Genomic DNA, 26037 nt, shown 5'->3' with positions numbered 1-26037 from the left:
CCAAACCACCGGAAGGACACCTCAGTTGACCTCCGTACCGCTCGCCGCCGTCACCGGAGCCGAGGGCTTCATCGGCTCCCACCTCACCGAGGCCCTGGTCGCCTCCGGACACCGGGTCAGAGCCATGGCCCAGTACAACTCCTTCTCCTCCTACGGCTGGCTGGAGACCCTCGCCCCCGACGTGCTGGACCAGGTGGAGATCGTCCTCGGCGACGTCCGCGACCCCGGTTCGGTGCGCGCCCTGCTCGACGGCGCCGACATCGCCTACCACCTGGCCGCCCTCATCGCGATCCCGTACTCCTACCAGGCGCCGCACAGTTACGTGGACACCAACGTCACCGGCACCCTCAACGTGCTGGAGGCCGTCCGTGCCCTCGGCACCCCCCGGCTGGTGCACACCTCCACCAGCGAGACCTACGGCACCGCCCAGACGGTGCCCATCACCGAGGACCACCCCATCAACACCCAGTCCCCGTACGCCGCTTCGAAGGCCGGCGGGGACCGGCTCGCCGACAGCTACCACGCCAGCTTCGACACCCCCGTCGTCACCCTGCGGCCGTTCAACACCTTCGGGCCCCGGCAGTCCATGCGCGCCGTCATCCCCACCGTCATCGGCCAGGTCGCGGCGGGCGAACGCACCATCACCCTCGGCGACCTCAGGCCCACCCGGGACTTCACCTTCGTCAAGGACACCGCCCGGGCGTTCCTCGCCGTCGGCACCGCCCCCGCCGGACAGGTCGTCGGCCGCACCTTCAACGCCGGCACCGGCGGCGAGATCTCCGTCGGCGACCTGGTCGCGCTGATCGGCAAGGTGATGGACACCGACCTCGACGTCCGCGCCGACCCCGCCCGCCTCCGGCCCGCGGGCTCCGAGGTGATGCGGCTGGTCTGCGACGCCACCCGGCTCACCCGGGCCACCGGCTGGCAGCCCGCGCACACCCTGGAGCAAGGGCTCGCCCACACCGTGGAGTTCTTCCGCGACCCGGCCAACCTGGCCCGCTACAAGACCGGCATCTACAACATCTGACCCCGTCCGGCACCCATCGCCCCACCAAGGAGGAGCCCCATGCACGCAGTGATCCTGGCCGGAGGCAAGGGCGTCCGGCTGCGGCCCTACACCACCGCGCTGCCCAAGCCGCTCGTCCCGATCGGCGACCAGCACGCCATCCTGGAGATCGTGCTGCGCCAGCTGTCGGCCGCGGGCTTCACCCGCTGCACCCTCGCGATCGGCCACCTCGGCGAGATCATCCGCGCCTACGTCGGCGACGGCTCCCAGTGGGGCATGACCGTCGACTACGCCACCGAGGAGAGCCCGCTCGGCACCATGGGCCCGCTGCTGGGCCTCAGAGACCGGCTGCCCGAGACCTTCCTCGTGATGAACGGCGACGTCCTCACCGACCTCGACTACGCCGACGTACTGCGCCACCACCGGGACTCCGGCGCCCCGCTCACCATCGCCACCTACGCCCGCAAGGTGCACATCGACTTCGGCGTGCTCACCACCGACGCCAGCAAGGTCGTCGCGTTCACCGAGAAGCCCAGCCTCGACTACCAGGTCTCCATGGGCGTCTACGGCCTCAGCCGCGCCACCCTGGACGACTACACGCCCGGCCTGCCGCTCGGCTTCGACGAACTCGTCCTCGACCTGCTGAAGGCCCACAACCCGCCGCACGCCTACGAGTTCGACGGATACTGGCTGGACATCGGCCGCCCCGACGACTACGACCGCGCCAACGCCGAGTTCACCACCCGCAAGTCCCTGCTGCTCAAGGGAGCCTGAGTACCACATGCGCATTCTCGTCCTCGGCGGAACCGGATACCTGGGCCGCCACGTGGCCGAGCGGCTGCGCGCCCTGCCGGGCGCGCAGGTCCTCGCCGCCGGCCGCTCGGCCGGTGCCGGACTCGGCGCCGACCTCGCCCGCGACCGACCGCAGCGCCTCGCCGAGACCCTCGCGGCGGCGGCCCCCGACGCCGTGGTCAACTGCGCGGGCGCCACCGGCGGCGACCCCGTGACCCTGGCCGAGGTCAACGCCCGCGGCCCCGCCGCCCTCTGCGCCGCCCTGAGCGCGGCGGCCCCCGCGGCCCGCCTGGTGCACCTGGGCTCGGCCGCCGAGTACGGGCCGGGCACCCCGGGCGTGCCGGTCACCGAGTCGGCACCCGCCTGCCCGGTCGCGCCGTACGGCGCGACCAAGCTCGCGGGCACCCTCGCGGTGACCTCCGCCGCCCTGGACGCGGTGGTGCTGCGGGTCGGCAACCCGGTCGGGCCGGGAGCGCCCGCCGCGAGCCTGCCCGGCCGGCTCGCCGCCCTGCTTCGCGCGGCCGGGCGGGACCCGCAGGCCGTACTGCGCCTCGGGGACCTCTCCGCCCACCGCGACTTCGTCGACGTACGCGATGTGGCCCGCGCGGTCGAGCGTGCCGTCACCGCCCCCGCCCCGCTGCCGAAGGTGCTCAACATCGGCGGCGGCGCGGCCGTACCGGTACGGGAGCTGGCACACGGCCTGGCCCGGCAGGCCGGGTTCCGGGGCCGGCTGGAGGAGAGCGCGGGCGGCTCGGCGCGCTCGGCGCGGGTGTCCTGGCAGTGCTCGGACATCTCCGCCGCCGCCCGGGCCCTCGACTGGCGGCCGGCGCACAGCCTGGACGACGCCCTCGCCGCGCTGTGGGCGGCCACCGGGGAGCGGGTGCCGTGAGCCTGCTGGTGCCGCTGTACGTGCATCCGGCCGACGACCCGGGCGCCTGGCACCGGCTGGTCGGGGCGGCGGACCGCACCTACGCGGTCGTCCTCAACCCGGCGAGCGGGCCCGGTACCGCCCCCGACCCCGCGTTCACGGCGGCGGCCCGGGCACTGCGCGCCGCCGGGGCCCGGCTGCTCGGCTACGTCGACACCGACTACGGCGTGCGGGAACGGGCCCACATCACCGAGGAGGTGCGCCGGCACCGGGAGTGGTACGCGACCGACGGCTGCTTCCTGGACCGGGTGACGGCCGGCCCGGACGGACTGCCCGCCTGCCGTCGGCTGGTGCGGGACCTCAGACGGTCGGGCGCCGGGACCGTCGTGCTCAATCCGGGCGTGCACCCGGCGCCCGGCTACGTCCGCCTCGCCGACCTCACGGTCACCTTCGAGGGGCACTGGAGCACCTACGTGTCGTCGTTCACCCGCCCGGCCTGGACCGCCCGGCAGCCGCCCGAGCGGCTGTGCCACCTGGTCTACGGAGTCCCCGAGGCCCTGGTCCCGCTCGCGGTCCGCACCGCGCACGAGCGGGGCGCGGCGGTGTGCGGGCCGGTGACCGGAGAACCCCCCAACCCCTGGGCCGCGTTGACCCCGGCGCTGACCGGCGGCGACGGTGTGCGAGGCTGAGCCGATCAGTATCCGCACCCGGGAGGCAGCGACCAGCATGGCCGTCATCCACCACACCACCATCAAGCCGACCAAGACCGAACTGCTCGCCGGCTGGCTGCCCGGCCGCGCGTGGTACCGCGGCGGCCCCGCCCCGGTGCTGGAGCGGTCCGGCGGCTTCCGGCTGGACGACCCCGAGGGCGAGGTCGGCATCGAGTTCATCGTCGCCACCGACACCGCGAGCCCCGAACGGACGGCCTACCTGGCGCCGCTCACCTACCGCGGGGCGCCGCTGGAGGGCGCCGAGCACGCCCTCGTCGGCACCATGGAGCACGGGGTGCTGGGCACGCGCTGGGTCTACGACGGCTGCCACGACCCGGTCCTGGTCACCGAGGTGCTGGCGCTGATCGAGGGCCGGGCCCAGGCGATGGCCCAGAGCGTCAGCGACACCCCCGACCACGAGGTGTTCCGCTCCTGCACCGGCGCCCCGCTGTCCCTGGACGGCTTCACGCCCGAACCGGCCGACGACGCCGACGGCACGCGGCTGCCCGCCCCGGACGGCACGGTGCTCCGGTTCCACCGCGTCCTCGAACCCGTCGCCGGACAGCGCCCGCCGGCGCCCCAGGACGCGCTCGGCCACGTCACCGCAGGCTGGCCGGGCCCGGACGACGACCGGCTGTGGGCCGTCTTCATGACGCTGCGCCGGGCCTGAACCCCGCGGGCACCCGGTGGGCGCCGGGTGCCGTGCGCGCCGGGGACGCGGGCCCGCCCGCCCGGTCGCGGGGCGGACTCGGCGCGTCGCCGGCCGGCCGGGGCGCCCCCGCGTCCCCGGCGCTCCGCCGGCTCCCTCCGGACCCGGCTGCGGGCCGGGGGACGACGGACACCCGCACGGACCAACACCCGGCCGTGGACGGCTCCGCCCGGCGCAGCCCGGCGTGCGGCGGGTGCCCGCGCCGGGTCAGATGGTCTCGTGCGAACCTCCATACACCGTCTCCACGGCCGGTCCCGGCTCTGCCTCACCGGCGCCCTGACCGTCCTCCTCCTTCTCCTGACCAGCCCCCCGGCCGCGCCGGCCACACCCGACCCGACCGGGGGCCCGATCACCCGCGGCAACGCCTACATGGGCATCGGCGTCCTCACCCACGACGGCGCCTCGGACACCCCGCCCCCGGCCCCCCGCGCCACCCAGACCGAGGGCGTGGACGTCTCCAGCCACCAGGGCGAGGTCGACTGGCGGTCGCTGTGGGACAGCGGCGTCCGCTGGGCGTACACCAAGGCCACCGAGGGGACGTACTACACCAACCCCTACTTCACCCAGCAGTACGACGGCTCCTTCGACGTCGGCATGGTCCGCGGCGCCTACCACTTCGCCACCCCGGACACGGCCGGCGGCGCCGCGCAGGCCGACTACTTCCTGGCGCACGGCGGCGGCTGGTCGGCCGACGGCAAGACCCTCCCGGGCGTCCTCGACATCGAGTGGAACCCGTACGGCGACGCCTGCTACGGCAAGTCGGCGAGCGCCATGGTCGGCTGGATCCGCGACTTCCTCGACCGCTACAAGTCCCGCACCGGCCGGGCGGCGGTCGTCTACACGGCCACCAGCTGGTGGTCCGAGTGCACCGGGAACTACGCCGGTTTCGGACCGGTCAACCCGCTGTGGATCGCGCGCTACGCCTCCACGGTGGGGACGCTGCCGGCCGGCTGGCCGTCGTACACCATGTGGCAGTACACCTCCTCGGGCCCGTCGGTCGGCGACCACGACCGCTTCAACGGCTCCCAGGACAAGCTGCGGCAGTTCGCCACCGGCTGACCGCACCCGCCCGCGTCCGGTTCCGGCCGGGCGCCGGAGCGCCCCGAGCCGGTCCGCGCGCGTCACCGGGGCCGGGCGGCCTGCCCCGGGCGGGTGCACCGGTGCTGCGGGGCGCGTGCCCCGGGACGAGACTGCTGGGAAGACGACCGCTGCCTGGATGGTGATGCAGAGGTGAGCGCAGAACCGGGCGGGCCCCCGCTGGAGGAGTTCCTCGCCGACCCCGCCAGCTGCACGCTGGACATGGCCAGCGCCGTCAGCCGCTGCGCGAAGGCGCTGGGCCTGCGGCACGCCGTGGTCTACCTCGCCGACATCCAGCAACGGCACCTCGTGCCGCTCACCGACGTCACCGAGTCCCTGCTCATCGACGAGACGCTCGCCGGCTGGTGCTACCGCACCCAGTCGCTGCGGGTGGAGGAGTCCGAGCGGGACGGCATGACCGCGTGGTTCCCGCTGATCGACGGCGCCGAACGGCTCGGCGTCCTCGCCGTCCACACCCGGACGCTCAGCGCCGAGTCGCTGCGCCAGGGCCGTGCGATGGCCGCCCTGCTCGCCATGATGACCAGCTCCAAGCGGGCGTACAAGGAGACCTTCGTCCGCCGGACCCGCACCCGGGCGATGCACCTGCCCGCCGAGATGCTGCGCGCCTTCCTGCCCCCGCGCACCATCGGCAACCCCCACGTCGTCTCCACCGCCGTCCTCGAACCCGCCTACGACCTCGGCGGCGACGCCTTCGACCACGCCCTGACCACCGACACCCTGCACGCCGTCGTGCTGGACGCCATGGGCCACAACCTGCTCTCCGGGCTGACCAGCGCGGTCGCCCTGGCCGCCTGCCGCAACGCCCGGCGCGTCGACGCCGATCTGCTCTCCCTGGTGGACGGCGTCGACGAGGCGCTCAGCCAGTGGCTGCCGGACCAGTTCTGCACCGGGATCCTCGCCCGCCTCGACTTCTGCAGCGGTGTCCTGAAATGGGTCAACTGCGGCCACCCCGCGCCGCTGCTGATCCGCGACCAACGGCTGATCGTCGACGCGCTCTCCCGCGAGGCCGACCCGCCCATGGGCCTGCGCTCCCTGCTGAACGCGCGGGAGCGGCAGGTGCACGAGTCCCGGCTCCAGCCCGGGGACCGGGTGCTGCTCTACACCGACGGCGTCACCGAGGCGCGGACCGCCGACGGCAGACTGCTCGGCCTGGAACGGTTCGCGGACTACGTCATCCGGGCCAGCGCCACCGGCGAGATCGCGCCCGAGACGCTCCGCCGCCTCATCCACTCGCTGCTGGACTCCCCGGACAGCCGGCTCCGTGACGACGCCACGATCCTGATGTTCGAGTGGCAGCCGAACGGCCAGCTGCCGGGGAGCCGCCTCGTCGGTTAGGCGCGGCGGCGACCGGCCTCGTCGGTCGGGCGGCACGGCCCGCGCGGCAGGCACCCGGGCATCGCCCGAGCGCCGTTACGGGGCCACCAGGGGAAGCGGCGCGAAGACGTGCCGCTCCCAGAGCCGGCGCGACGCCTCCTCCGGATAGGGGGCGACCGCCGGCACGGTGTCGAAGACCTGGACGAGGCGCCGGTCGGTGTCGTAAGCGGGCCAGCCCGGGTCCCCCGTGGCCGCGAAGGAGGTCCAGGCGGAGCGGAAGCGGGCGGACAGCGCCTCGGTCCGCGGGGACGGTACCGGACCGATCAGCATGTCTCCGATGCCGCCGGAGGCACCGAAGACGAGGGGCACGTCCAGGCCGTGGCAGGAGCCGAGCGCACCGTCGCCGGCCGGGGCGGGGAAAGTGAGCTCGTACAGGTACGCCCGGCCGCCGCCGGACGTGTGCGCCTCGGCCAGGTGCAGGGAGGGCATGCGGAACAGCCAGTCGGACCGGACGAGTTCGCACAGCTGCTCCGCGGAGGCGTCCGGGAACGCCGCGCGGTAGGCCTGCCCGGCGTCCGGTGCCGGACCGAACAGACCGAGGACCAGTGCGGCGTGTTCCTCGTCCACGCGGTGGCCCAGCGTTCCGTCCAGGTGGAGGAAGAACCGGTATTCGTCCCGGGTGTGGCCGATGACGAGTTCCATGTCCCGCGCGGCACCCCTCGCCAGTGCCTCCCAGGGTGTCGCCGCCAGCACGTCACCGTCGACGACGGGGGCGAAGGCGGTCGGTGTCAAGGCGACCGGGCCCCAGCGGTGGGCGTACGCACGCATCCGGGAGCCGAGCGCGGCCCCGGCCTCGGTCAGCTTGCGCGGATCCACCTCCGACAGGTCGGCCGTCGTCGGGCGCAGCCCGATCCCGCCGACGAGGACCTCGGCGATGTCCTGGGCCAGCGCCTCCGAGAAGAGTGGACCCGGCACGCTCTGGGCGATGGCCCTGCGGAACAGCGACCGGGCCCGGGGCATGGCCAGGAGGGCGGAGACGGACCCGGCGCCGGCCGACTCGCCGAAGACGGTGACCTGTTCCGGATCGCCCCCGAAGGCGGTGATGTTCTCCCGTACCCACTCCAGGGCGGCGACCTGGTCGAGCAGGCCGCGGTTGGCGGGCGCGCCCTCGATCCGCAGGAAACCCTCGACCCCGACACGGTAGTTGAAAGTGACCATGACCACCTCGTTCTCCCGGGCGAGGCGGCTTGCGTCATAGGCGGGATCGTCGGCGGAACCGAGCTTGTAGGCGCCGCCGTAGATCCACACCATGACCGGGCGCCGCGCGGCCGGATCGGGGTCCGGCGTCCATACGTTCACGGTCAGCCAGTCGTCGCCGGACGGTGTGCTCCCGGCGGGAGCCGTCTCGGGCCCGACCGGCTCCTGCGGAGGGGGCGGGCCGAACGCCAGGGCGTCGCGCACGCCGTCCCAGCGGTCCACCGGGCGGGGCGCGCCGAACCGCGCCGCACCGACCGGCGGCCGGGCGTACGGGATGCCGCGGAAGACCGCGAGCCCTTCCTCGCGCCGGCCGCGGACCGCGCCCGCCGTGGTCGTGACCTCAGGGACATCGCGCATGCTCATGGTCATCCTCGGTGACATTGACTCAGCCGGACTCGCCCGAAGCCAGTCAATCACCCAACTCACCCAACTGAATACTTTTGCACGGGAGTTGACGTTGCCGACTCGCGGAAGAGGGAGACGGGCTAGGTGCCCGAGGCGAGCAGCTGGTCGGCCAGCCGGTGGGCCTGGGCCAGCAGGACGCCGTAGGTGGCGACCTCGTCGGGATCGTCTGTCGTGGCGCGGGCGAGGTCCCGGCGCAGCACGGTGAGGGCGTCGCGCAGGTCCGCCACGGCCTCGCGCAGCTCGCCCTCGTGGTCGTCGCCGAACCGGCTGTGACTGTAGAGCCGCAGTGCGTCGGCGGTGCGGCACAGGAACTGCCCGTACCGCCGGGCGAGCGCGGGGTCCGGCCGGGGCGCGGAGCGGTCCTCGGCGGCGGCCTCCAGCACCGTGCGGGTCACCTCGGCGGTGTGCACGGCCGCGTAGTCCAGGACCATCAGCGCGTCCTCGTACCCCTTGCCGGGCGGCGGCACGGCCCCCCTGCGGCGGCGCGGGTTGACGCGCAGGCTCTCCCGGCTCCACTCCACCGACGAGCGGGCCTGCTCCACCCGCCGGGGCAGCCGCAGGGCGCGGTCGTGCCAGGCACCGGCCTCCGCGGCGTCCCAGCGGCCCGCGGCCAGCCCGTCCGCCACGTCCCGCAGGATGCCGTGCGCCTCCGCCACCGCGTCCCGCAGTGCCGCCTGGGTGTCGCGCAGATACAGCGGCGGCCGGACCAGCGCGTTGACCGCGATGCCGACGACCGCGCCGAACAGGGCCTCGGCGAGCCGGGCCGCGGAGGTGGACACGGACACCGGTCCGCCGGTCAGCACGAACAGGGCGCCGGTGGCCGCGTACACCCCCTGGCTGCCCAGGCGCCGCCACTGGCCCAACAGCATCGCCAGCGGCAGGACCACCGCCATCGCGGCCACCGGGCTGGGCAGCAGCAGCCCGAGCGCCGTGGCCGCGACCGTGCCGGCGGCGATCGCCGCGAGCTGTTGCAGCCCGTGCGCCATCGACCGGTACACGGTCGACTCCACCAGCACCACCGCGACCCAGGGGGCGACGAACGCCACCGGTGCCTTCAGCCACCAGCCCGCCACCGCCCAGGCCACCCAGGCGGCCAGCGCCGCCTTCACGGCCTGCACGGCCAGGTCCCGCTCCCGTCCGGGTCCCGCCCAGGCCCGCCGAGCCGCGCCCGCCGCGGCCGACAGATCGCGTCGCAGAGCCTGCCAGGTCAGTCGTATCCCACGTATCCCACGCACGCGGGCCCGGGTGCCACCTCCCGGGCCCTTCCATGCCGGCGCACATCCGTGCCGACGCACACGGCGGCGGCGCCGCCTCCCTGGGACGGGGAGACGGCGCCGCGTTCCTCACACGCCTCGCGGCGTCAGATCAGCCACCCGAGGAAGTGGGCGAGGCCGGCGAGGATGTCGGTGAGAAGGTTCATGTCGTGCTGCTCCTTGCGGTGTTTCCTAGTGGGACATGTGTGAACTCCGGTCTGCAGCCCGTCCGTTCGCACATCACGAGTGTCGTCCCGGCACACCGGTCACGGTGGTCGCATGAGCGACGATCACCTGTTCCAGGGAACAGGTGATCCCTTGTTCGGATGATCCCTTGTTCGGATCGGCCGACCGATCGGACGAGGGATCGGCCGAGGGATCGGACGAGGGATCATCCGACGGATCGGCCGACGGCTCAGGGCGGCGCCGCCCGCAGCGCGTTCAGCACCGCCCACACCACCGACACCAGCGGCACCGCCACCACCGCGCCGATCACCCCCGCGACGATGCTGCCCGCGATCACCGACACGGCCACGACCAGCGGATGCAGCCGCACCGCCCAGCTCATCACCAGCGGGTGCAGCACGTGCCCCTCCAACTGGCCGATCACCACGATCAGCACCAGCACCCCCGCCGCCGTCAGCGGACCCCGCCCGGCCAGGGCGACCACCGTGGCCACACCGAGCGCCACCGGGGAGCCCACCAGCGGCACGAACGCGGCGAAGAACTCCAGCACCGTCAGCGGCAGCGCCAGCGGCACCTTCAGCACCAGCAGCACCACACCCACCAGCACGGCGTTGGTGGCGGCCACGATGATGATGCCGCGCGTGTACCCCGCGAAGGTCCGCCAGGCCGCCCCGCCCGCCCGGTCCCACACCGGACGGGCGCCGCTCGGCAGCAGCCGGTCCCGCGCCCAGGCCCACAGGCGCTCCCCGGAGTGCAGGAAGAACACCGACGCGAACAGCGCCAGCGCGGCGCCGGTGACCAGCTCCACGACCCGGCCCAGCTCGCCGACCGCGCTGCTGATCAGCGCCGACCGGTGTGTGGCCACGTAGTGCGTCACCTGCTGCTGGAGCCGGGACAGCGCGCCCGGACCCAGCCGGAACGGCGGCCGGCGCAGCCACTCCTCGATGCGGTCCACCCCGCCGTGGAACTCGCTCGCCAGCCGCCCCGACTCGCCCGCCACCGCGCCGCCCACCAGCGCGAGCAGGCCCAGCAGCAGCACCACACTGCCCACCAGTGTCCCGGCCACGCACAACGGCCGGGGCAGGAACCGGGCGAGCAGATCGGTCGGCGGGCGCAGCACGGACGTCACCACCAGCGCGACGAACAGCGCCACGGCGACCAGCTGGAAGCTGCCGAGGAGGCTGAACACGCCGTAGACGGCGATCCCGACCAGGATCAGCCGCCAGGCGTACGCCGCGGCCACCCGCAGCCAGGGCACCGTCCGTTCCGCCGCCCGCACCGGCCCCGCCCCGGGCTCCGCGCGGGGCGGGACCGGCAGCCGCACGGAGTACGCCGGCCGGCTGCCCAGGACCGTGCCCCGGGCCCGGCCCGGCCGCCCGCCCCTGGGCCGGCGCGCGTCGCCCACCACCGCTGCCGCCTCCTCTCCGCCTGACGGCCGGTCACCTCCACAGCACCGTAAGCACACGGGGCGCGGGCGGCGCGTTTGGCGCGCAGGTGGCCGTATCCCGCCCGGGGAGGCTGCCACCGCGCAGGGGTGGGCCGTACGGGGACCGGGACATCCGGCGATGCGTCGGCGGGGCGGGAGCCTCTGGTCATCCCCGTCTCGGTGCCGCTGTTCCCTTCCCTCCGTCTGCTGCCGGACGGGCCGGAGCGGGCCGGGGACCGGCGGGAGCCGTGGCCCGCCGGGGCGTGGCGCTCCCGGCACCGCCGCGTTCCCGGGCGTCGCCGGCCGGTGCGGGCACGCCGTCACCGAGCGGCGCGGGCCGCCCGCTGCACCGGCGGTAGCGGACGATCGCCTTCGCCAGCTCGATCCGCTCGGGTTCGGGAAGGGCGCCGCCCTGGACGTAGCCGAGGACGTGCTCGGCGACCGTGCGCAGCTTGACGTTCGTGCGCTGGGAGACGTCCCGCAGCGCCCGCCAGGCCTCCTCCGGGGCGATCTGCCCCAGGACCACGACGGCGCCGATGGCCTGGTCGATCACCGCGTGCGAGGTCACGGCGCGCCGCAGGTGCCGGTTCTCCTCCAGCAGCCGGTCGTAAGCCGCCGCCAGGTCGGTCGCCGAGAGCAGGGCCAGGGGCTGGTTCCGGGAGAGGGCGAAGAAGGCCATGGAGCACCTTTTCGGGTGGGGGGCGTCACGGCCTACGCCTGCCCCCAGCGGGCGCCTGCACACGAATCGAATCAGCCGCATGGACCGCCGTCACGTGGGAGCGGGCCACGGGGGACGGCACACCGGGTGGCGAGGGGCCGCGCGCACTGGGCGGTGGGGGCCGAGAGGCGTGACGGCGGTACGGCGTGACGACGGTGGGGTGTGACGGGAGTGCTTCCGCCGTGCCGGGCGCCCTCGTTCGGTGTACGCGCGTACGGTCGGGTGCAGCGCACGCGCGTCCGGGTCACCGGCGGCGCCACCGTCCGTGTCCCCGGCCGGCCGCCGGTGTCAGGCGAACCGCCCCGTGTCCTGGGTCGCGCGGGCCACCGGCAGCAGCTCCCGGATGTCCGCGGGCAGCGCGTTCGCCATTCGCTCGGTCAGCTCCGGGGCGAGCGCGGCGTCCAGCACCTCCAGTACCGCGGCGGCGTCCCGCAGCGCCCGGTCCTCGTCGGTGCCGGCCCGGACCGCGACCCGTCCGGTGAAGGTGGTCAGCCCGAACCGCTCGCCCGCGGCCCCGGAGTCCCGTCCGGCGGAGGCGTCGGCCGCTTCCCGCATGGCCGCCGCCATGTCCGGCGGCAGCTGGGCGGCCACATGCCGGGCGAGCCCGGACGGCAGCCGTTCCGCCAGCGTGCTGACGACGGCGTGCGTGGCCCGCTCGGCCGTACCCCGGTCCGGCAACTGGGCCAGCGCCTGCACCTTTCCGATCATCTCGTCGTGCCGCATGAGACCGGTCCCTTCCGCACGATGCGCTGCGTACGCCCCTCCGGCGGGCGTGGCACCCGTCCGCCCGGGTACCCCGCGCCCGCCCCGCGTCACCGGCGACCGGGCCGCGGCCCCGGTTGCGTCGGCCGCCCGTCGCGGGGTACGTGTCGGCAGCGGGGCATCTGCGACAGCGGAGGCAGGAGGTGCGTGTGGCGGCTGCGGGACTGGCGGCACCGTTGTGGGACCTCAACGTCGGGCAGGGGCCGCGGCAACTGGCCGAACTGGGGCTCGCGCTGCTGCTGTCGAGCCTGATCGGCTGGGAGCGCGAGGCCCAGCAGAAGAGTGCGGGGCTGCGCACTCACACCCTGGTCGGCATCGCGAGCGCCCTGATGATGGAGGTCTCCCAGCACGGTTTCAACGCGGTGCTCGGCCTGCAGAACGTGTCCTTCGACCCCTCACGGGTCGCGGCGCAGATCGTCTCCGGCATCGGGTTCATCGGCGGCGGACTGATCTTCGTACGACGGGACGCCGTACGGGGCCTGACCACGGCCGCCACCATCTGGCTGACCTGCGCGGTCGGCATGGCCTGCGGCGGCGGGCTGCCCGTGCTCGCGCTGGCGGTGACGGCCCTGCACTTCCTGGTGGTCCGGGGTTACCCGCTGCTGTCGTCCCGGCTGGTCCCCGGCCGGGCCGCCACCGCGTTCGAGGCGCGCCTGACCTACCGGACCGGGACGGCGCTGCTGCCCCGGCTGTTGCAGACATGCACCCGGCGCGGTTTCCGCATCGTGCAGGTCAAGGTGGAGCGGCTGCCCGGCCGCACCGACGACGCCGCGCGGGTGCTGCTGCAACTGGAGGGCACCGCGGACCCCTCCGCGCTGGCGTCGGAGCTGTTCCGGGACGACGGCGTGCTGGACGTGGAACTGTCCACCGCGAGGGAGGAGGAATGACCGTGTGCCCGTGATGACCGGGCGCCCGGTCTTGCCTACGGGCGCTCACGGTGTCGCTCGGCCGGTTTTCCGCGGGGTGGTCCGCCGTTCAGTCCTCGACCGTCTGCTGGGTCGCGGTCCAGGCGTACTGGAGCCAGTCCGCCACGGTCAGCGCGCCGAAACCGGCGCACACCAGCCGGGTGAGCCGAGGTGACGCGGCGTAGGAGCACGCCAGGGCGCCGGCGGCCCAGGCCGCGGTGCAGAACGGGCAGGAGATCAGGTCGCCGACGGCCCGCCGGAGCCCGGAGCCCCTGGGCTCGTCCATGACCTCGCCGGCCTTGCCCTCGTCGGCGCGGCGGGTGAACGGCACCCGGAGGAAGCTGGTGATCTTGTCCTTGGTCACCACCCGGGACGCCTTGTACGCCGCTGTGCCCATGAGCAGCACGTCCCAGGGCGGCACGTCCGGTGGCAGTCGTACACCCCGGCGCCGGGCCAGCAGGGCGAAGGAGCCGATGCCTCCCGCGAACACGGAGGCAAGGGCGGCGTACCCGCCCAGTGGCAGGCCGTCCCCGGCGTCGTACGGTTCGGCGTCCGTCGTCATGAGACCTCCCAGATCCCACAGTGTCCCGCGGCCCCGTGCCGGGCGCGGAAACGAGTGCCCCTCCGGCCGGTGGCGACACTCCGCCTTGTGGCGGCGGCCGGAGGCGCATATTATTCATCACGTGATGAATAACTGCTCTTGAGAAGGGCGGCGAGGCGATGGACGACAAGACCGCATGCTGTGTCGTGGGCGGCGGACCGGCGGGCATGGTGCTCGGGCTGCTGCTGGCCCGCGCCGGGGTCCGCGTGACCGTGCTGGAGAAACACGCCGACTTCCTGCGCGACTTCCGCGGCGACACGGTCCACCCGTCGACCCTGGCGCTGCTGGACGAACTGGGCCTGGCCGAGCGCTTCGCCCGGCTGCCGCAGCGCCGGGTCCGCACCGTCCAGCTGCCGGTGGGGGCCGGCCGCGCGCCGGTCACGGTCGCCGACCTCTCGGTCCTGCGCGGTCCCTACGACTACGTGGCGATGGTGCCCCAGTGGGACCTGCTGGACCTGCTGGCCGAGGAGGCCCGGCGCGAACCGTCCTTCGAGCTGCGGATGAACACCGAGGCGACGGGGTTCCTCGTCGAGTCCGGGCGGGTCACCGGGGTGCGCTACCGCACCGCCGACGGCGGCGCCGGCACGTTGCGCGCCGTCCTCACCGTGGCCTGCGACGGCCGGGGATCGCTGGCGCGCGCCCGGCCGGAACTGCGGCTGCGCCGCTTCGCCTGCCCCATGGACGCCTGGTGGTTCCGGTTGCCGCGGCGCGACGGCGACCCGTCCGGGCTCGTCGGCAGCGCCGGTGACGGCCTGCTGGCCGCGATGATCGACCGCGGTGACTACTGGCAGTGCGCGGCGCTCATCCCCAAGGGCACCGACGCCGAGCGCCGCGCCGCCGGCCTCGACCGCTTCCGGGCCGACTACACCGCCGCCGCCCCCTGGCTCGCCGACCGTGCCCAGGCCCTCGGGTCCTGGGACGACGTCAAGCTGCTCGACGTCCACCTGGACCGTCTGCGCCGCTGGCACCGGCCCGGCCTGCTGTGCATCGGCGACGCGGCACACGCCATGTCCCCGGTGTTCGGCATCGGCATCAACCTCGCCGTACAGGACGCCGTCGCCGCCGCCCGCCTCCTGGCCGGGCCGCTGCGGCGGGGGAGGGTGCGGCTGCGCGACGTACGCGCCGTGCAGCGTCGTCGCCGCCCCACCACGGTCGCCACGCAGGCGCTCCAGCGGGCCGCCCACGCCCGCTTCATCGCACCGGTCCTGCGGGGTGCCCCGCCCCTGGGCGGCCCGGAGCGCGCCCGGCGCGTCGCGACCCTGGTCACCGCGGCGCCCTGGCTGCGCCGCCTCCCCGCGTACTTCCTCGCCTACGGCGCCCGCCGCGAACACCCCCCGCCCCCGGCGCCCCACCACCGACCGTCGGCCACGGAGCACCCCACCCTCCCTTGAAGAGCGTTTCTTCCCATGACGAGCGGTTCATGACACGCCTGGCGGACAGCGGCCGTATCCGAGCGACCTGTCCGGTGCCCCTTGGGAATTGCCGCAACCGACCCGGTCAGCCTGGCGGGCCGGACGAGGAGGGAAGGGCTCCCGTGGCGGCGGTATCCGGCACACGACGTCGCCCCATGGGAAACCCCCTGCGGATACGCCGCGACCCTGCCCGGAAGGGTTTCAAGGTGATTCCGCGGCGATGGGTCGTCGAGCGGACCTCCGGCCGGCTCACGCAACCACCCACCGCCGCCTCGCCCGCGACGGCGACTTCACGCGTGTGTCGGGCCCTGCCGCAACACGCCGAATCGCTGATCCAACAGAGCAACGCACTCATGCAGACTCGGCATCGGCAGACCGGCACGGTCACGCATCACAGCGATCGCCCGCACGTTTCGCCCGGCCGGGACGAGGCGGTCCACCTCCGACCGCACCTCGACCGAGAGCCGGTCCCACGGCACGTTCTCCACACCCGCATTGAACCCCACGGGCCGCACTCGAGAGCGACCGCGTCCCCTCGAACCGCCGGCTCACCACACAACCCCGCCGGGATGTGACCGGGCGGATCGCGCGAGGGCCGGGTGAGGCGGAAGCACCTCGGCTGGGAGATGTCCTCAGGAGCGGCCGGTGTGCAGCACCTCGCGGTCCCACAGGTGGCGTGGCTGCGTGTGCAGCCGCCAGTAGTGCTCCGCGATGTCGTCGGGGTCGAAGTCGGTGCCGGGGGCGACCGGGCCGTCCACAGTGACGCTCGCCGCGTGCACCCCGGAGGGCCCGTACTGCTGATCGAGCAGCGCGACCAGAGTCCGCACGCCCGCCTTGCCCAGGGAGAGGCTCACGTACTGCGGCTTGGGCTCGGGCATGCCGCCCGTGACGAGGAACGTTCCGCTTCCGCGCGTCGCCATGCCCGGCGCGAGGCGTGCCGCGGCGTTGAGCGCTCCGACCACGTTGACCGCCCACGCCTCCATATGGTCCCGTACCGACAACTGGCCCAGCTCGTCCGCCCGGACCAACGCGGCGTTGTACACGGCGACATCGGGAACGCCGTGCTCTCCGACGGCCTGGTCCAGGGCCGCGTCCAACTCGCCCCGGTCGGTGCTGTCGGCCTGCACCGTGAGGACTGGCACGCCTTGGGGAGCGACCGCGGCCGCCGCGGCGCGCAGTGTCTGCGCACCCCTGGCGATCAGCGTGATCGGCATACCCTCCTTGGCGAACCGACGGGCGACTGCCTGCCCGATCCCCGGTCCCGCACCAATGATCACCGCACCCGGCATTGTCCGGCTCCCCACTTGACGATCAACGATACTGGGGACGGTAAGGCATCACATCCATGTGAAGGTCAAGGAGTGGGCACCGCATGCGAATCGGCGACCTGGCTCACCGAACCGGCGTGAGCCGGAGGCTGTTGCGCTACTACGAGGAGCAGGGCCTGCTCCGGCCGACCCGGTTGGACAACGGCTACCGCGATTACGCCGAGGCGGACGTCGCCACGGTGAACCACATCCGGTTGATGCTCGCCGCCGGGCTCTCCACCTCGGTCATCGCCAAAGTCGTGCACTGCGTGCGCGACAAGGACGAACTGCGAGTGCCGTCCGGCTGTCCCACCTTCATCGCCGAGTTGCGGCGCGAGCGGGCCCGCATGACCGAGACGATCGTCCGACTCGAGGATTCCCGGCGGATACTGGACCGCGTTCTCGACACCGTGCCCCGCGACGGAGCGGATTCGTCACCCGGGACCGCCCAGCCGGGCGCGCGCCTTCACCGGCCCGGCGGCCGCCCTGCGGACGCCGGCCGGGGAGACCACCGAGTTCGCCCCTCCTTGTCTCGATTGGTCGTCGTGGACGAACTCGGTCAGCTGAAGGAGAGCAAGGCGCCATAGGCGCGGTGGCGGGCGAGACGCGTTTTCTTTCGTGTAAGCACCGTTGTCGGAACAGAAGGCTCCGTGTTCCACTGATTTCCTTCCGCCACAACGATCACCCGCTCCCGGGCGGGAGAGCCATCCAGAGGGATCCGTGTGTGATGACCTGGGGTTCGACAGGCTCCTCGGCGAGGAAGGCTTCTTCGCGCGCATGCTCGGGCGGTCACCCTCGGGTGCAGGCCGTGAACCGCTGTACGGTCCCGACATCCCGGTCGTGCTGCTCACCGGCGGCCCCGGCATGGGCAAGGGGCGGCTGCTGCGCGCCGTACGGGACCGTTTCGCCACCAAGCTGCCGGTGATCTACCTGGACTGCGGCTCACCCGTCTACGCCGACCGGGCCGAGCCGGAGCCCGGCGCCCGCTCGGCCGCCACCGAGGTCCTGGTCGAGGCCGCCCGCCGGCTGTCCACCTGGCAGGGCACGGGCGGCTCGTTCACCTTCCCGCGGCTCTTCGCGGGCCTCGCGATGATCGCGACCGGTGCCGCGGACGGCACCCCCGAGGCGGTCGCGGCGGAGGTCGAACGGTACGCGGAGTTACCCCAGCGGCAGCGCCTGCGCGGCCTGGGCGCCGGCGACTTCTGGCGCGGCGCCCTCCTCGGTGCCATCCGGAACCTGCTGGCCACGCTGTCCGGACAGGCCCTCGACCCGTACTCCGCCGCGGTGAGCACCGCCCTCGTGGACGCCCTCGTCTCCGGCCTGGCACCCCGCGGCAAGGCCGAGATGGCCCGCATCTACGGCGCCTACCCCGGCGCGGCCGGCCAGCCCGAGCACGGCCTGCGCGACCTCGCCGCCGACTTCAAGGCCGGCGGCGAGGGACGGGAGGTCGCCGAGCGCTTCCTCTTCCAGGCGCTGCGCGAAGACCTGGAAGCCGCCTACACGGGCGCGGTCGGCTGGCTGCGCCGGGTCGGCCGCCCCGCGGTGCTGCTGGACCGCGCCGAGTCACCGCTGGGCGAGCAACTGCTGCGCGCCGTGCTCATCGACCGCCGCGACGGGCAGCGCGACCGGGTGGTGATCGTCGGCACCGCGCGCCGCGCGGACGGCGGCGCCTTCCTGTACGAGGGACTGCCGCCCGAGGGGGTACCGGCCCCGGCGGAGTTCCGGCCGGCCGGCGGCTCCCCGCCCGCATGGTCCCGGCGCACCGACGCCGCGGCGGGCCGGGCACCGCTGGCCGACGGGGTCCTGCTGCTGCGGATGCCCCTGCTCACCGGCGACCAGCTGCGCCGGGAGACCGAGCGCAGGCAGCGGCGCGCCGAACCGGAGGGCGGCACCAACCGCCGCCGTATCGACGCCGCCGTGGCACGGCTGAGCGGCGGACGCCCGCACACGGTGATCCGGCTGGCCGAGGCCGCCGCCGCCTTCCGCATGCCGGCGGACGCCAACGACCGGGCCATCCTGGACGCCCCGCTGAACGTCACGGCTGACGGCGCCGCCGAGCGGCCCGTGGCCGAGGTGCTGCTGCGCGAACTCGTGCTGGACCAGCTTCCGGTGCGGCTGCCGGCCGAACACCACGACCACTGGCTCGACCTGCTCACCCATCTGTCGGTGGCGCACGACACCGAGTGCGCGGACGTGCTGCTGCGCCACCATCAGCGGGGCCACGTCCACCGGCTGACGGCCCATCACGTGGAGCAGTTGCTCACCGACACCGGATGGCCCGCCTGCGAACGGCACTTCATCGGGGACTTCGGTCTGCGCCAGCTGCTGGTGCACCGGCTGTACGCGTTGCTCCCCGACGGCGCCGCCTGGTACGCCGACCACCATCTGCTGCGCGACCACTACACCGGACGCGCGGCGGACGAAGGGGCACCGAGCGGGACCGCCTTCCACTCGGTCACCGCACACCGGATGAACCACCACCTGGTCTCCGGCGGGGTCGACGACGTGGTCCGCCATCTGGCCGGCACGCTGCCCGGCCGCCCCCGGGAGTGGTGTGCGGAGCTGCTGGAGATCGCCCAGGCGCCGTACCCGTCGGGCGCGGACACCCGCCGGGAGCGCGCCCAGGGGCTGGTCGCGGTGGACGGACCGGCGTTGCGCCGCACGGTCGACCAGCTGCTGCACGCGGTGTGGCTGTGCGAGGAGCGGACCAGGCCCACCGGCCGGGAGACCGCCCGCACGCTGGCCAAACTGCTGGACCTCCTGTCGATCATGGAGTTCGAGGGCGCCGGGCAACTGGGCCGGACCGCCACCGAGTGGAGCGGGCTCGCGGAGAACGACCAGCCGCTGCTGCGCTGCACCTGCACCGATCAGCTCGGGCGAAGGAGATGACGCGGATGCCCAGGTGGAAGAAGATCCTCTACGCCCTGCTGGGCACGGCGGTCCTGGTGGCCGGGGGCCTGTTCGGGTGGACCTTCCTCCACCGGCCGGACACCTGCGCGGACGGCGTCGAGCGGATCGGCGACGAGTGCGTCGGCGTCAACGGCGAGGGCTACGACTTCGACACCCCGGAGATCAGCGGCGTCGCCCGGGCCATCGCCCAGGAGAACGAGAGGATCGAGAAGGAGCCGCATGTGACGGTGGCGATGATGCTGCCGCTCCAGTCCGGCAGCGAGGCGCTGCGCCGGCAGATACGCAGCGACCTCCACGGGGCCTACCTGGGCCAGCTGCAGGCCAACGAGGGCGAGGGCGAACCGCCGAAGATACGGCTGGTGCTGGCCAATCCCGGCCGGGAGTACGCGCACCAGGCACCGGTCGTGGACACCCTGCTGCGCATGGCCCGCTCGCCCGAGGACCGGCTGCGCGCCGTCACCGGCTTCAACCTCAGCCTCGACGCCACGACAGAGGCCGTCAGACGCCTGACCGCGCACAAGGTCCCCGTGCTCGCCTCCCGGATCACCGGCGACGGGATCGCGAACGAGGAGGGCCTGGACGCGGTGGCGAAGCCGAAGTTCCCCGGCCTGGCCCGGATCATCCCCACCAACCTCGAGGTGGCCCGGGCGCTGGCCGCCTTCACCGGGGGACAGCGCCGGGAGGACCGCCGCACGGTGCTGGTCCACGACACCCGCCAGGACAGTTACAACGAGTCGCTGGCGAAGGCGTTCGCCAGCATCGAGGAGAAGGGCCCGGCCGGCCCCGCCGAGATGCCCTTCACCTCCCCGGCGATCGACGAGGCGGGCTCCACCGGCAACGATTTCACCGAGATCGCCAACAACATCTGCAGCTCCGAGGCCGACACCGTCTACTTCGCGGGGCGCACGCTGCACCTGCGGCTCTTCGCGCTCAAGCTCGCCGAGGTCGGCTGCGCGAAGCGGCACTACACCATCATCAGCGGCTCCGACGCCGCCTCGCTGCGGCAGTACATGAGCGGGGACGACTGGGAGAAGCTGCGCGGCACGGATGGCCAGGCCAAGGTGACGGTGCAGTACGCCGCCCCCGCGCACCCCGCGGCCTGGGAGACCGAGCTGACCGCCTGGCGGAAGGACTGGCGCGACAGCCACGGACGGGAGCCCACCGCGAGGGAACTGCCCCAGTACCTCGCGGAGCCCAAGAAGGCCCTGGACGACCTGCGGGACCTGATCGAAACCGTCCGGCTCCGCAGGACCGACCTCGGCGCCGCGCCCAACCTGGACGACTCCCGCACGATGCTCGTGTACGACGGCATGGTCACCGTCGGCACCGCGCTGCACCAAGTGCAGAGCGGCCCCGCCGAGAAGGTCCCGGGCCTGAGGGAGGTCGGCCAGGAGTGGGTACGGATGAACGCCCAGCACCGGGTGCCGGGAACCAGCGGCCTGATCTGCCTGACCGGCGGCGGCAACCCGTACGACAAGCCGGTGGCGGTGGTCGAACTGGACCCGGGCCGCAAGGGCGAGGGCACCCTCAAGTACGTCGGCCTGGGCTGGCCCACCGGCGCTCCCCAGCCGAAGAACTGCGTCATCCCCAGCAGCACCCCCTGACACCGCGACCCGGCGCGGGCGTGCGTCACCTCACATATGACCTGGTGCGCACCCCCTCCCGGGCACGCCGGACGCCCGGCTACCGTGGCGAGGAGCCCTGTATCCCCTCACCTCGGACGGCCCGGCTGTGCTCACTGACCTGTCCCCCCTGATCGCCGCCACGGCGCGCTGGCTGACGGTCGCCTACCCGCCCAGCGGCGGCGCGCTCGCCGCCGCGCTGTGCGAGGCGCAGGCCCGGCAGGCGGCGACGGTCGCGGCCCGGCTGCGCTACCCGACCGAGATCGACGCGGGCCTGGTCACCCTGGCCGGCCCCGGCGGCGCCGCCCGCCTCGACTGGATCACCGGCGCGGAACCGGCCGGCGAGCACGCCGCCGAGGACTGGGCCTGGCGCACCTGGGTGGACGAGGTCGTGGCCAGCTGGGCCGCCGCGCTGCTCACCGACCCCGGGCTGGCCGTCCTCGCGGTCACCGCGCTCGCCGACGGCGGAGACACCGCCCACGCGCCGGCCGAGTACCGCCGGCTGCTCGCCCCCGACGACCGCGACCGCCGCGCCGCAGCGCTGCTCCGCCACCCCGACCTGCTGGCCCCCGTGGCCGCGCTGCACCGCGACCAGCTCCTGGACCGCCTCGCGCCGGAACGCCCGCTCGCGGCCTGACCGCCGGACGAGCCGTTCCGGCGGGGCGGCGCGCCGAGACCGGTCCACGGCCGGTGCCGGCTGCGGCCCGGCCCGGCGCACGCCGCGGGCTCCCCGGCGGATCGGGGAGGCCCGCGGTCTCCGACTGTTCGGTGTCTGGGACTCGGCATCCGGCTGGTGCTCGGTGCCGGGCCGGAGTGGGCCGGCGGGCTACGCGTTCTCCGGCCGTTCGCCCTTCGGACCGCGACCGCGTTCCGTCTTCGGGCCCCCGCTCCGCTCTTCCGGCTCCTGCCGCAAGGTCTCCTTGGCGACGGCGTTGGCGTCCTGGTCGGAGATCCCCGAGCGCTCGGCCTCCTTGCGCAGCCGAGCCCTGCGGGTGTCGTACTTCTTGCTGCCGGGTTCGGGCACGGCGATCACCTCCGGCCCCCGGGTCGCCGCGCCTTTCCCCGGCAAACGCCCACCCGGGCTCCCGGTGCGCGGATCAGCCGGCCGCGTTGTCGGTCCGCACGCGCACCTGCTCCTCCAGCCGCCGCAGGCTGCCGTCCAGCGCCTCGCCCACCGCCCGCTCGCCCGGGTCGTGGCTCTCGTCGAAGAACGACAGGTGCACGGTCACCTCGCTGGCGCCGCTGCCGATGCCCGCCACCTGGAGCCAGCCGGTGTAGGCGCCCTGCTCGCGGGTGCCCCACTCCAGCCGCATCTGGTCCGGCTCGGCCCGCAGCAGGGCGGGCAGGTCCTGGCCGGACAGGTCCTCGTGCACGGTCACGGCGGGCGGGTCCTCGACGCGCACGTGCAGGGCGTCCGGGAGCCAGGCGTCGAGCTGGGCGACGTTGGCCGCCTGATCGAAGACGTGCTCGGGCTGCGCGGGCATCGTGCGGGAACGTTCGTACTCGGACATCGCGGTAGCGCCCCTTCCGGTCGGAAGTCGTACCCCGACCGCGTGCCCCTTCCACGGCCGCCGAAAAGCCCCCGCCGCCGACCGTGGGCGACGGACGGGCTCGGACCGCCGCGCGCGCCGTCCGCTCCACCAGGGACACGCCGTGCCCACGCACGGCGACCACCGTCGTGGCGGTCGTCGTCGGCGTCCTGGCCGGGGGAGCGTCGTTGTGGAACGCGTTGTCCAGGACCTGCCGCCGGCCCTCACCGGCGCCGGCCTGCCGCTGCTCCTGCCCGTGCTCGGCCTCCCGCCGACCCCGTCGCCCGAAGCGGGGTGCCGCGGCAGGGCGTACGAGCGGCCCGGTCGGGTGCAGGATGGTGTCGTGACGCTCGCTCCGCGGCCGGGTCCCGGTCACCGCGTCAGGCCCCCCGGTCGCGGGCCGCCGGTGCGCGGAAGGAGGCGGTGGCGATGACACGGACACCCCCCACGGCGGTCACCCGAGTGCGGCTGTGGCGCTGGCGGCGCAACCCGCTGAAGCGGCACAGCGATGTCGTCGAGGCATGGATCGTGCTCGCCGGCTGGCTGCTGGCCCTGCTCGCCGGGATCGTCGCGGGCGTGGCGGCGGCCCGGGCCTCCGAGTCCGCGTTCACGGCGCGGCTGGCCCAACTGCACCCCGTCTCCGCCGTGCTCACCGACGGCGCGCCCCGCACCCCGGCCGCGGGCGGCGGCTACGCGGCCGGGCGGGTGTGGGCGACCGTGCGCTGGACGGACCAGAACGGAACGGTGCGCACCGACCAGGTCAAGGTCGCCCCCGGCGCCCCCGCCGGCAGCCGGGTCACGGTGTGGACGGACCAGGCCGGCCGGGTCGTGCCCGCGCCCGTCACCGGCACGGCCGCCGACGTCCAGGCGGCCCTCACCGGCGCCCTCGTCGCCCCGGCGGCCGGCGCGCTGGTCTGGGGCGGCGTACGGCTGGTCCGCGGCTCGCTCATCCGGCGGCGCATGGCCGAGTGGGACGAGGAGTGGGGGCGGGTCGGACCCCGGTGGGGGAACCTCAGCGGCGGCGTCGGCTGACCGGGCGCCGCCGGAGGCGGGCCTCTCCGGAGGCGCCCGGCCAGGCCCTCCTCCCGCCGGCCGAATCCGCCGCCGGCTCACCCGCGCGCGTGAGGACGGCCCGGCTGGTTACCCGACCCCCATGACCAAGCTGCACGTTCCCCGGCGGCGTCACCGGCAGGCCGCCGCCGAGAACCAGGAGCCTTCGACGCCCACGCGGCGGGAGGCCGGGCCCGCGCCGGAGCCGGGGCGGGCGGTGCCGGACCGCGATGAGGACCGGGACGTCCGGGCATCCGCGCCGGAGGAGGCCGGGCCCGCGCCGGAGCAGGGGCGGGCGGTGCCGGACCGCGATGAGGACCGGGACGTCCGGCCGCCCGCGCCGGAGGAGGCCGGGCCCGCGCCGGAGACGGAGCGGGCGGCGCCGGACAGCCCGGTCCGGCTGCCCCGGCGGGCCTGGGGCGCGGTGTTCCGGGGCGCGCTGCGCGAGTTCCGGGACGACCAGCTGACCGACCGGGCCGCGGCGCTCACCTACTACGGCGTACTGTCCCTGTTCCCCGCCCTGCTGGTGCTGGTCTCCCTGCTGTCCGTCGTCGGCCGGTCGGCCACGGACCGGGTACTGGCCAACGTCCGCGAGCTCGCCCCCGGCCCCGCCCGGGACATCCTCGTGCGGACCGTGGGAGAACTACAGGGCAAGGCCGGTATCGGCTCGGTGATGGCGCTGGTCGGCATCGTGCTGGCCGTGTGGTCGGCGTCCGGCTACGTGGCCGCCTTCATCCGCGCCGCCAACGCCGTCTACGACATGCCCGAGGGCCGCCCGGTGTGGAAGATCCTCCCGGTGCGGGTGGGCGTCACGGTCGTCCTGATGGTGCTCTCCGTGGCCGGCGCGCTCATCGTCGTCTTCACCGGCGGCCTGGCCGAGCGCGCCGGACGGGCGCTCGGCCTCGGCGACGCGGCCCTGACGGCGTGGTCGATCGCCAAGTGGCCGGTGCTCGTCCTGCTGGTCACCTTCATGATCGCGATCCTGTACTGGGCGACCCCCAACGCCAAGGTCAGGGGCTTCAGGTGGATCACCCCGGGCAGCGTCCTCGCCCTGCTGATCTGGCTGGTGGCGTCCGCCGGCTTCGCGTTCTACGTCGCCGGCTTCGCCTCGTACAACAAGACCTACGGCGCGATGGCCGGCGTCATCGTCTTCCTGGTCTGGCTGTGGATCACCAACCTGGCCATCCTGCTGGGCCTGGAGTTCGACGCGGAGACCCTGCGGCAGCGGGCCATCGCCGGCGGCCACCCGCCCCGCGCCGAGCCCTACGTGCGGCCCCGCGACACCCGGAAGTGGGACGAGGAGGACGTACGCCGCCTGGACCGGCCATGACACACACCCCCTCCCCGGCCCGGCCGGCTCAGGCCGCGTAGCCGCCGTCCACCGAGAACTCCGCGCCCGTCACATAGGCCGCCTCCGGCCCGGCGAGGAACGCCACCATGGACGCCACCTCCTCGGCCGTGCCGAACCGGCCGAGCGCGGTCATGGCCGCCTGACCGGCGGCATGGGGGCCGTCCGCCGGGTTCATGTCGGTGTCGGTCGGGCCCGGATGCACCACGTTCGCCGTGATGCCGCGCCCGGCCAGCTCCCGCGCCAGCGCCTTCGTCAGCCCGGCCACGGCGGACTTGCTCATCGCGTACAGCGTGGCCCCGGGCCCCGGCACCCGCGCGGTGACGCAGCTGCCGACGGTGACGATCCGTCCGCCGGGCCCCATCAGCGCGGCGGCGGACCGGGCCGTGAGGAACACACCGCGCACGTTCACCGCGAGGACGCGGTCGACGTCGGCGAGGGACAGGTGCTCCAGCGGTTCCATCACCCCGACGGCCGCGTTGCCCACCAGCACGTCTAGCCCGCCCAGTTCCCCGGCGGCCCGCCGTACCGCGTCCGCCGCCTCCACCGCGTCCGCCGCGTCGGCGCGCAGGGCCACCGCCCGCCGCCCCAGCGCCTCTATGTCCCGTACGACCGCGTCGGCCGCGTCCTTGTCGCGCACATACGTCAGGGCCACGTCCGCGCCCTCCCGGGCCAGCCGCCGGGCCGTCGCCGCGCCGATGCCCCGGCTGCCGCCGGTGACCAGGGCCGTCCTGCCGTTCAGTCGCTCTCGTGAAGTCATGTGTCCATCCCACCGCCCGGGGCCCGGGAGCACCGGCGGGGAACGGACACGTACCTGCCCGGGTGTGGCCGGACAGCGACCCCGCCGGG

25 protein-coding genes and 2 pseudogenes are annotated in these 26037 nt (G+C 74.5%); 16 read left to right on the top strand and 11 right to left on the bottom strand.

Annotated elements, in window-relative coordinates:
• Positions 1-25 precede the first annotated feature (25 nt).
• From Srubr_RS00320 to Srubr_RS00290, 7 genes are all read left to right on the top strand, one after another.
• A complete protein-coding gene (locus tag Srubr_RS00320) occupies positions 26-1027 on the top strand; it encodes a GDP-mannose 4,6-dehydratase (protein ID WP_189991650.1) in 1002 nt (333 codons plus the stop codon).
• A 39-nt stretch (positions 1028-1066) separates the two neighbouring features.
• On the top strand, positions 1067-1780 hold the full coding sequence (locus tag Srubr_RS00315; RefSeq protein ID WP_189991648.1) for a nucleotidyltransferase family protein: 714 nt from the start codon (positions 1067-1069) through the stop codon (positions 1778-1780).
• Between the two features lie 7 nt (positions 1781-1787).
• The gene (locus tag Srubr_RS00310) at positions 1788-2687 is read left to right on the top strand and encodes an NAD-dependent epimerase/dehydratase family protein (protein ID WP_189991646.1); all 900 of its coding nucleotides are present in this window, start codon (positions 1788-1790) and stop codon (positions 2685-2687) included.
• Positions 2684-3355 carry a spherulation-specific family 4 protein gene (locus Srubr_RS00305; protein WP_189991645.1) on the top strand — a complete coding sequence of 224 codons (672 nt, stop codon included), beginning with the start codon at positions 2684-2686 and terminating at the stop codon, positions 3353-3355. Before Srubr_RS00310 ends, Srubr_RS00305 begins: the two co-directional genes overlap by 4 nt.
• 37 nt (positions 3356-3392) lie before the next feature.
• Positions 3393-4046: a maltokinase N-terminal cap-like domain-containing protein gene (locus Srubr_RS00300; protein WP_189991643.1), complete on the top strand. Its 654-nt coding sequence runs from the start codon at positions 3393-3395 to the stop codon at positions 4044-4046.
• 258 nt (positions 4047-4304) lie between these two features.
• On the top strand, positions 4305-5144 hold the full coding sequence (locus Srubr_RS00295; protein ID WP_229926528.1) for a lysozyme: 840 nt from the start codon (positions 4305-4307) through the stop codon (positions 5142-5144).
• A 171-nt stretch (positions 5145-5315) separates the two neighbouring features.
• Positions 5316-6518 carry a PP2C family protein-serine/threonine phosphatase gene (locus tag Srubr_RS00290; protein ID WP_229926527.1) on the top strand — a complete coding sequence of 401 codons (1203 nt, stop codon included), beginning with the start codon at positions 5316-5318 and terminating at the stop codon, positions 6516-6518.
• A gap of 75 nt (positions 6519-6593) precedes the next feature.
• On the opposite strand, the gene Srubr_RS00285 is transcribed toward Srubr_RS00290, so the two are convergent.
• From Srubr_RS00285 to Srubr_RS00265, 6 genes are all read right to left on the bottom strand, one after another.
• A complete protein-coding gene (locus tag Srubr_RS00285) occupies positions 6594-8117 on the bottom strand; it encodes a carboxylesterase/lipase family protein (RefSeq protein WP_189991641.1) in 1524 nt (507 codons plus the stop codon).
• Between the two features lie 122 nt (positions 8118-8239).
• On the bottom strand, positions 8240-9385 hold the full coding sequence (locus tag Srubr_RS00280; RefSeq protein WP_373313405.1) for an FUSC family protein: 1146 nt from the start codon (positions 9383-9385) through the stop codon (positions 8240-8242).
• 134 nt (positions 9386-9519) lie between these two features.
• Positions 9520-9651 (bottom strand): hypothetical protein, encoded by a 132-nt coding sequence (locus Srubr_RS41260; protein ID WP_268257564.1) that lies wholly within the window; start codon positions 9649-9651, stop codon positions 9520-9522.
• 176 nt (positions 9652-9827) lie between these two features.
• Positions 9828-11006 (bottom strand): AI-2E family transporter, encoded by a 1179-nt coding sequence (locus tag Srubr_RS00275; protein WP_189991639.1) that lies wholly within the window; start codon positions 11004-11006, stop codon positions 9828-9830.
• 184 nt (positions 11007-11190) lie between these two features.
• Positions 11191-11703, bottom strand: coding sequence for an ANTAR domain-containing protein (locus Srubr_RS00270; RefSeq protein WP_189991637.1), 513 nt, complete (start codon positions 11701-11703; stop codon positions 11191-11193).
• A gap of 327 nt (positions 11704-12030) precedes the next feature.
• Entirely contained in the window at positions 12031-12465 is a 435-nt protein-coding gene (locus Srubr_RS00265; protein ID WP_189991635.1) for a DUF2267 domain-containing protein, read from the bottom strand.
• Positions 12466-12653: 188 nt separating this feature from the next.
• On the opposite strand from Srubr_RS00265, the gene Srubr_RS00260 reads away from it, so the two are divergent.
• Complete coding sequence (locus Srubr_RS00260) at positions 12654-13391, top strand: MgtC/SapB family protein (RefSeq protein ID WP_189991633.1); 738 nt, start codon at positions 12654-12656, stop codon at positions 13389-13391.
• 88 nt (positions 13392-13479) lie between these two features.
• Here the strand turns inward: Srubr_RS00260 and Srubr_RS00255 are convergent, their stop codons facing one another.
• Positions 13480-13971, bottom strand: a complete 492-nt coding sequence (locus tag Srubr_RS00255) for a DUF1360 domain-containing protein (protein WP_189991632.1) — start codon at positions 13969-13971, stop codon at positions 13480-13482.
• A gap of 158 nt (positions 13972-14129) precedes the next feature.
• Between Srubr_RS00255 and Srubr_RS00250 the strand changes: the two genes are divergently transcribed.
• The gene (locus Srubr_RS00250) at positions 14130-15401 is read left to right on the top strand and encodes an FAD-dependent oxidoreductase (protein ID WP_189991630.1); all 1272 of its coding nucleotides are present in this window, start codon (positions 14130-14132) and stop codon (positions 15399-15401) included.
• A gap of 197 nt (positions 15402-15598) precedes the next feature.
• Positions 15599-15705, top strand: a pseudogene (locus Srubr_RS41770) (IS5 family transposase); the annotation flags it as partial.
• A 349-nt stretch (positions 15706-16054) separates the two neighbouring features.
• On the opposite strand, the gene Srubr_RS00245 reads toward Srubr_RS41770, so the two are convergent.
• Complete coding sequence (locus tag Srubr_RS00245; protein ID WP_189991628.1) at positions 16055-16711, bottom strand: SDR family NAD(P)-dependent oxidoreductase; 657 nt, start codon at positions 16709-16711, stop codon at positions 16055-16057.
• An 83-nt stretch (positions 16712-16794) separates the two neighbouring features.
• Between Srubr_RS00245 and Srubr_RS00240 the strand changes: the two are divergent.
• The 4 genes and pseudogenes from Srubr_RS00240 to Srubr_RS00225 all read left to right on the top strand — a co-directional run.
• Positions 16795-17184, top strand: a pseudogene (locus tag Srubr_RS00240) (MerR family transcriptional regulator); the annotation flags it as partial.
• A gap of 265 nt (positions 17185-17449) precedes the next feature.
• Positions 17450-19618 carry a hypothetical protein gene (locus tag Srubr_RS00235; protein ID WP_189991624.1) on the top strand — a complete coding sequence of 723 codons (2169 nt, stop codon included), beginning with the start codon at positions 17450-17452 and terminating at the stop codon, positions 19616-19618.
• A 5-nt stretch (positions 19619-19623) separates the two neighbouring features.
• On the top strand, positions 19624-21243 hold the full coding sequence (locus Srubr_RS00230) for an ABC transporter substrate-binding protein (protein ID WP_229926526.1): 1620 nt from the start codon (positions 19624-19626) through the stop codon (positions 21241-21243).
• 127 nt (positions 21244-21370) lie between these two features.
• Entirely contained in the window at positions 21371-21898 is a 528-nt protein-coding gene (locus Srubr_RS00225) for a hypothetical protein (RefSeq protein ID WP_189991620.1), read from the top strand.
• 189 nt (positions 21899-22087) lie between these two features.
• Here Srubr_RS00225 and Srubr_RS00220 read toward each other — a convergent pair whose 3' ends face one another.
• On the bottom strand, positions 22088-22285 hold the full coding sequence (locus Srubr_RS00220; protein ID WP_189991618.1) for a hypothetical protein: 198 nt from the start codon (positions 22283-22285) through the stop codon (positions 22088-22090).
• 73 nt (positions 22286-22358) lie between these two features.
• Positions 22359-22772 (bottom strand): SRPBCC family protein, encoded by a 414-nt coding sequence (locus tag Srubr_RS00215; RefSeq protein WP_189991616.1) that lies wholly within the window; start codon positions 22770-22772, stop codon positions 22359-22361.
• 447 nt (positions 22773-23219) lie between these two features.
• Here Srubr_RS00215 and Srubr_RS00210 point away from each other — a divergent pair, with 447 nt between their 5' ends.
• Together Srubr_RS00210 and Srubr_RS00205 are read left to right on the top strand one after the other, a co-directional pair.
• On the top strand, positions 23220-23822 hold the full coding sequence (locus Srubr_RS00210; RefSeq protein ID WP_189991614.1) for an Rv1733c family protein: 603 nt from the start codon (positions 23220-23222) through the stop codon (positions 23820-23822).
• Between the two features lie 121 nt (positions 23823-23943).
• On the top strand, positions 23944-25170 hold the full coding sequence (locus tag Srubr_RS00205; RefSeq protein WP_229926525.1) for a YihY/virulence factor BrkB family protein: 1227 nt from the start codon (positions 23944-23946) through the stop codon (positions 25168-25170).
• Between the two features lie 28 nt (positions 25171-25198).
• Here Srubr_RS00205 and Srubr_RS00200 read toward each other — a convergent pair whose 3' ends face one another.
• A complete protein-coding gene (locus Srubr_RS00200; RefSeq protein ID WP_189991612.1) occupies positions 25199-25948 on the bottom strand; it encodes an SDR family oxidoreductase in 750 nt (249 codons plus the stop codon).
• Between the last annotated feature and the right edge of the window lie 89 nt (positions 25949-26037).

It is taken from the genome of Streptomyces rubradiris (assembly GCF_016860525.1).
GTDB lineage: Bacteria > Actinomycetota > Actinomycetes > Streptomycetales > Streptomycetaceae > Streptomyces > Streptomyces rubradiris.
Note: the sequence above shows the minus strand (reverse complement) of the source record. Positions and strands in the feature narration are given on the sequence as shown.

Bases quoted from the DNA above. Each gene is read 5' to 3' on its own strand.
- Srubr_RS00315 (WP_189991648.1), top strand. From the start codon at position 1,067: ATGCACGCAGTGATCCTGGCCGGAGGCAAGGGCGTCCGGCTGCGGCCC.
- Srubr_RS00310 (WP_189991646.1), top strand. From the start codon at position 1,788: ATGCGCATTCTCGTCCTCGGCGGAACCGGATACCTGGGCCGCCACGTG.
- Srubr_RS00300 (WP_189991643.1), top strand. From the start codon at position 3,393: ATGGCCGTCATCCACCACACCACCATCAAGCCGACCAAGACCGAACTG.
- Srubr_RS00285 (WP_189991641.1), bottom strand. From the start codon at position 8,117: ATGAGCATGCGCGATGTCCCTGAGGTCACGACCACGGCGGGCGCGGTC.
- Srubr_RS00270 (WP_189991637.1), bottom strand. From the start codon at position 11,703: ATGGCCTTCTTCGCCCTCTCCCGGAACCAGCCCCTGGCCCTGCTCTCG.
- Srubr_RS00265 (WP_189991635.1), bottom strand. From the start codon at position 12,465: ATGCGGCACGACGAGATGATCGGAAAGGTGCAGGCGCTGGCCCAGTTG.
- Srubr_RS00255 (WP_189991632.1), bottom strand. From the start codon at position 13,971: ATGACGACGGACGCCGAACCGTACGACGCCGGGGACGGCCTGCCACTG.
- Srubr_RS00250 (WP_189991630.1), top strand. From the start codon at position 14,130: ATGGACGACAAGACCGCATGCTGTGTCGTGGGCGGCGGACCGGCGGGC.
- Srubr_RS00245 (WP_189991628.1), bottom strand. From the start codon at position 16,711: ATGCCGGGTGCGGTGATCATTGGTGCGGGACCGGGGATCGGGCAGGCA.
- Srubr_RS00230 (WP_229926526.1), top strand. From the start codon at position 19,624: ATGCCCAGGTGGAAGAAGATCCTCTACGCCCTGCTGGGCACGGCGGTC.
- Srubr_RS00215 (WP_189991616.1), bottom strand. From the start codon at position 22,772: ATGTCCGAGTACGAACGTTCCCGCACGATGCCCGCGCAGCCCGAGCAC.
- Srubr_RS00210 (WP_189991614.1), top strand. From the start codon at position 23,220: ATGACACGGACACCCCCCACGGCGGTCACCCGAGTGCGGCTGTGGCGC.
- Srubr_RS00205 (WP_229926525.1), top strand. From the start codon at position 23,944: ATGACCAAGCTGCACGTTCCCCGGCGGCGTCACCGGCAGGCCGCCGCC.
- Srubr_RS00200 (WP_189991612.1), bottom strand. From the start codon at position 25,948: ATGACTTCACGAGAGCGACTGAACGGCAGGACGGCCCTGGTCACCGGC.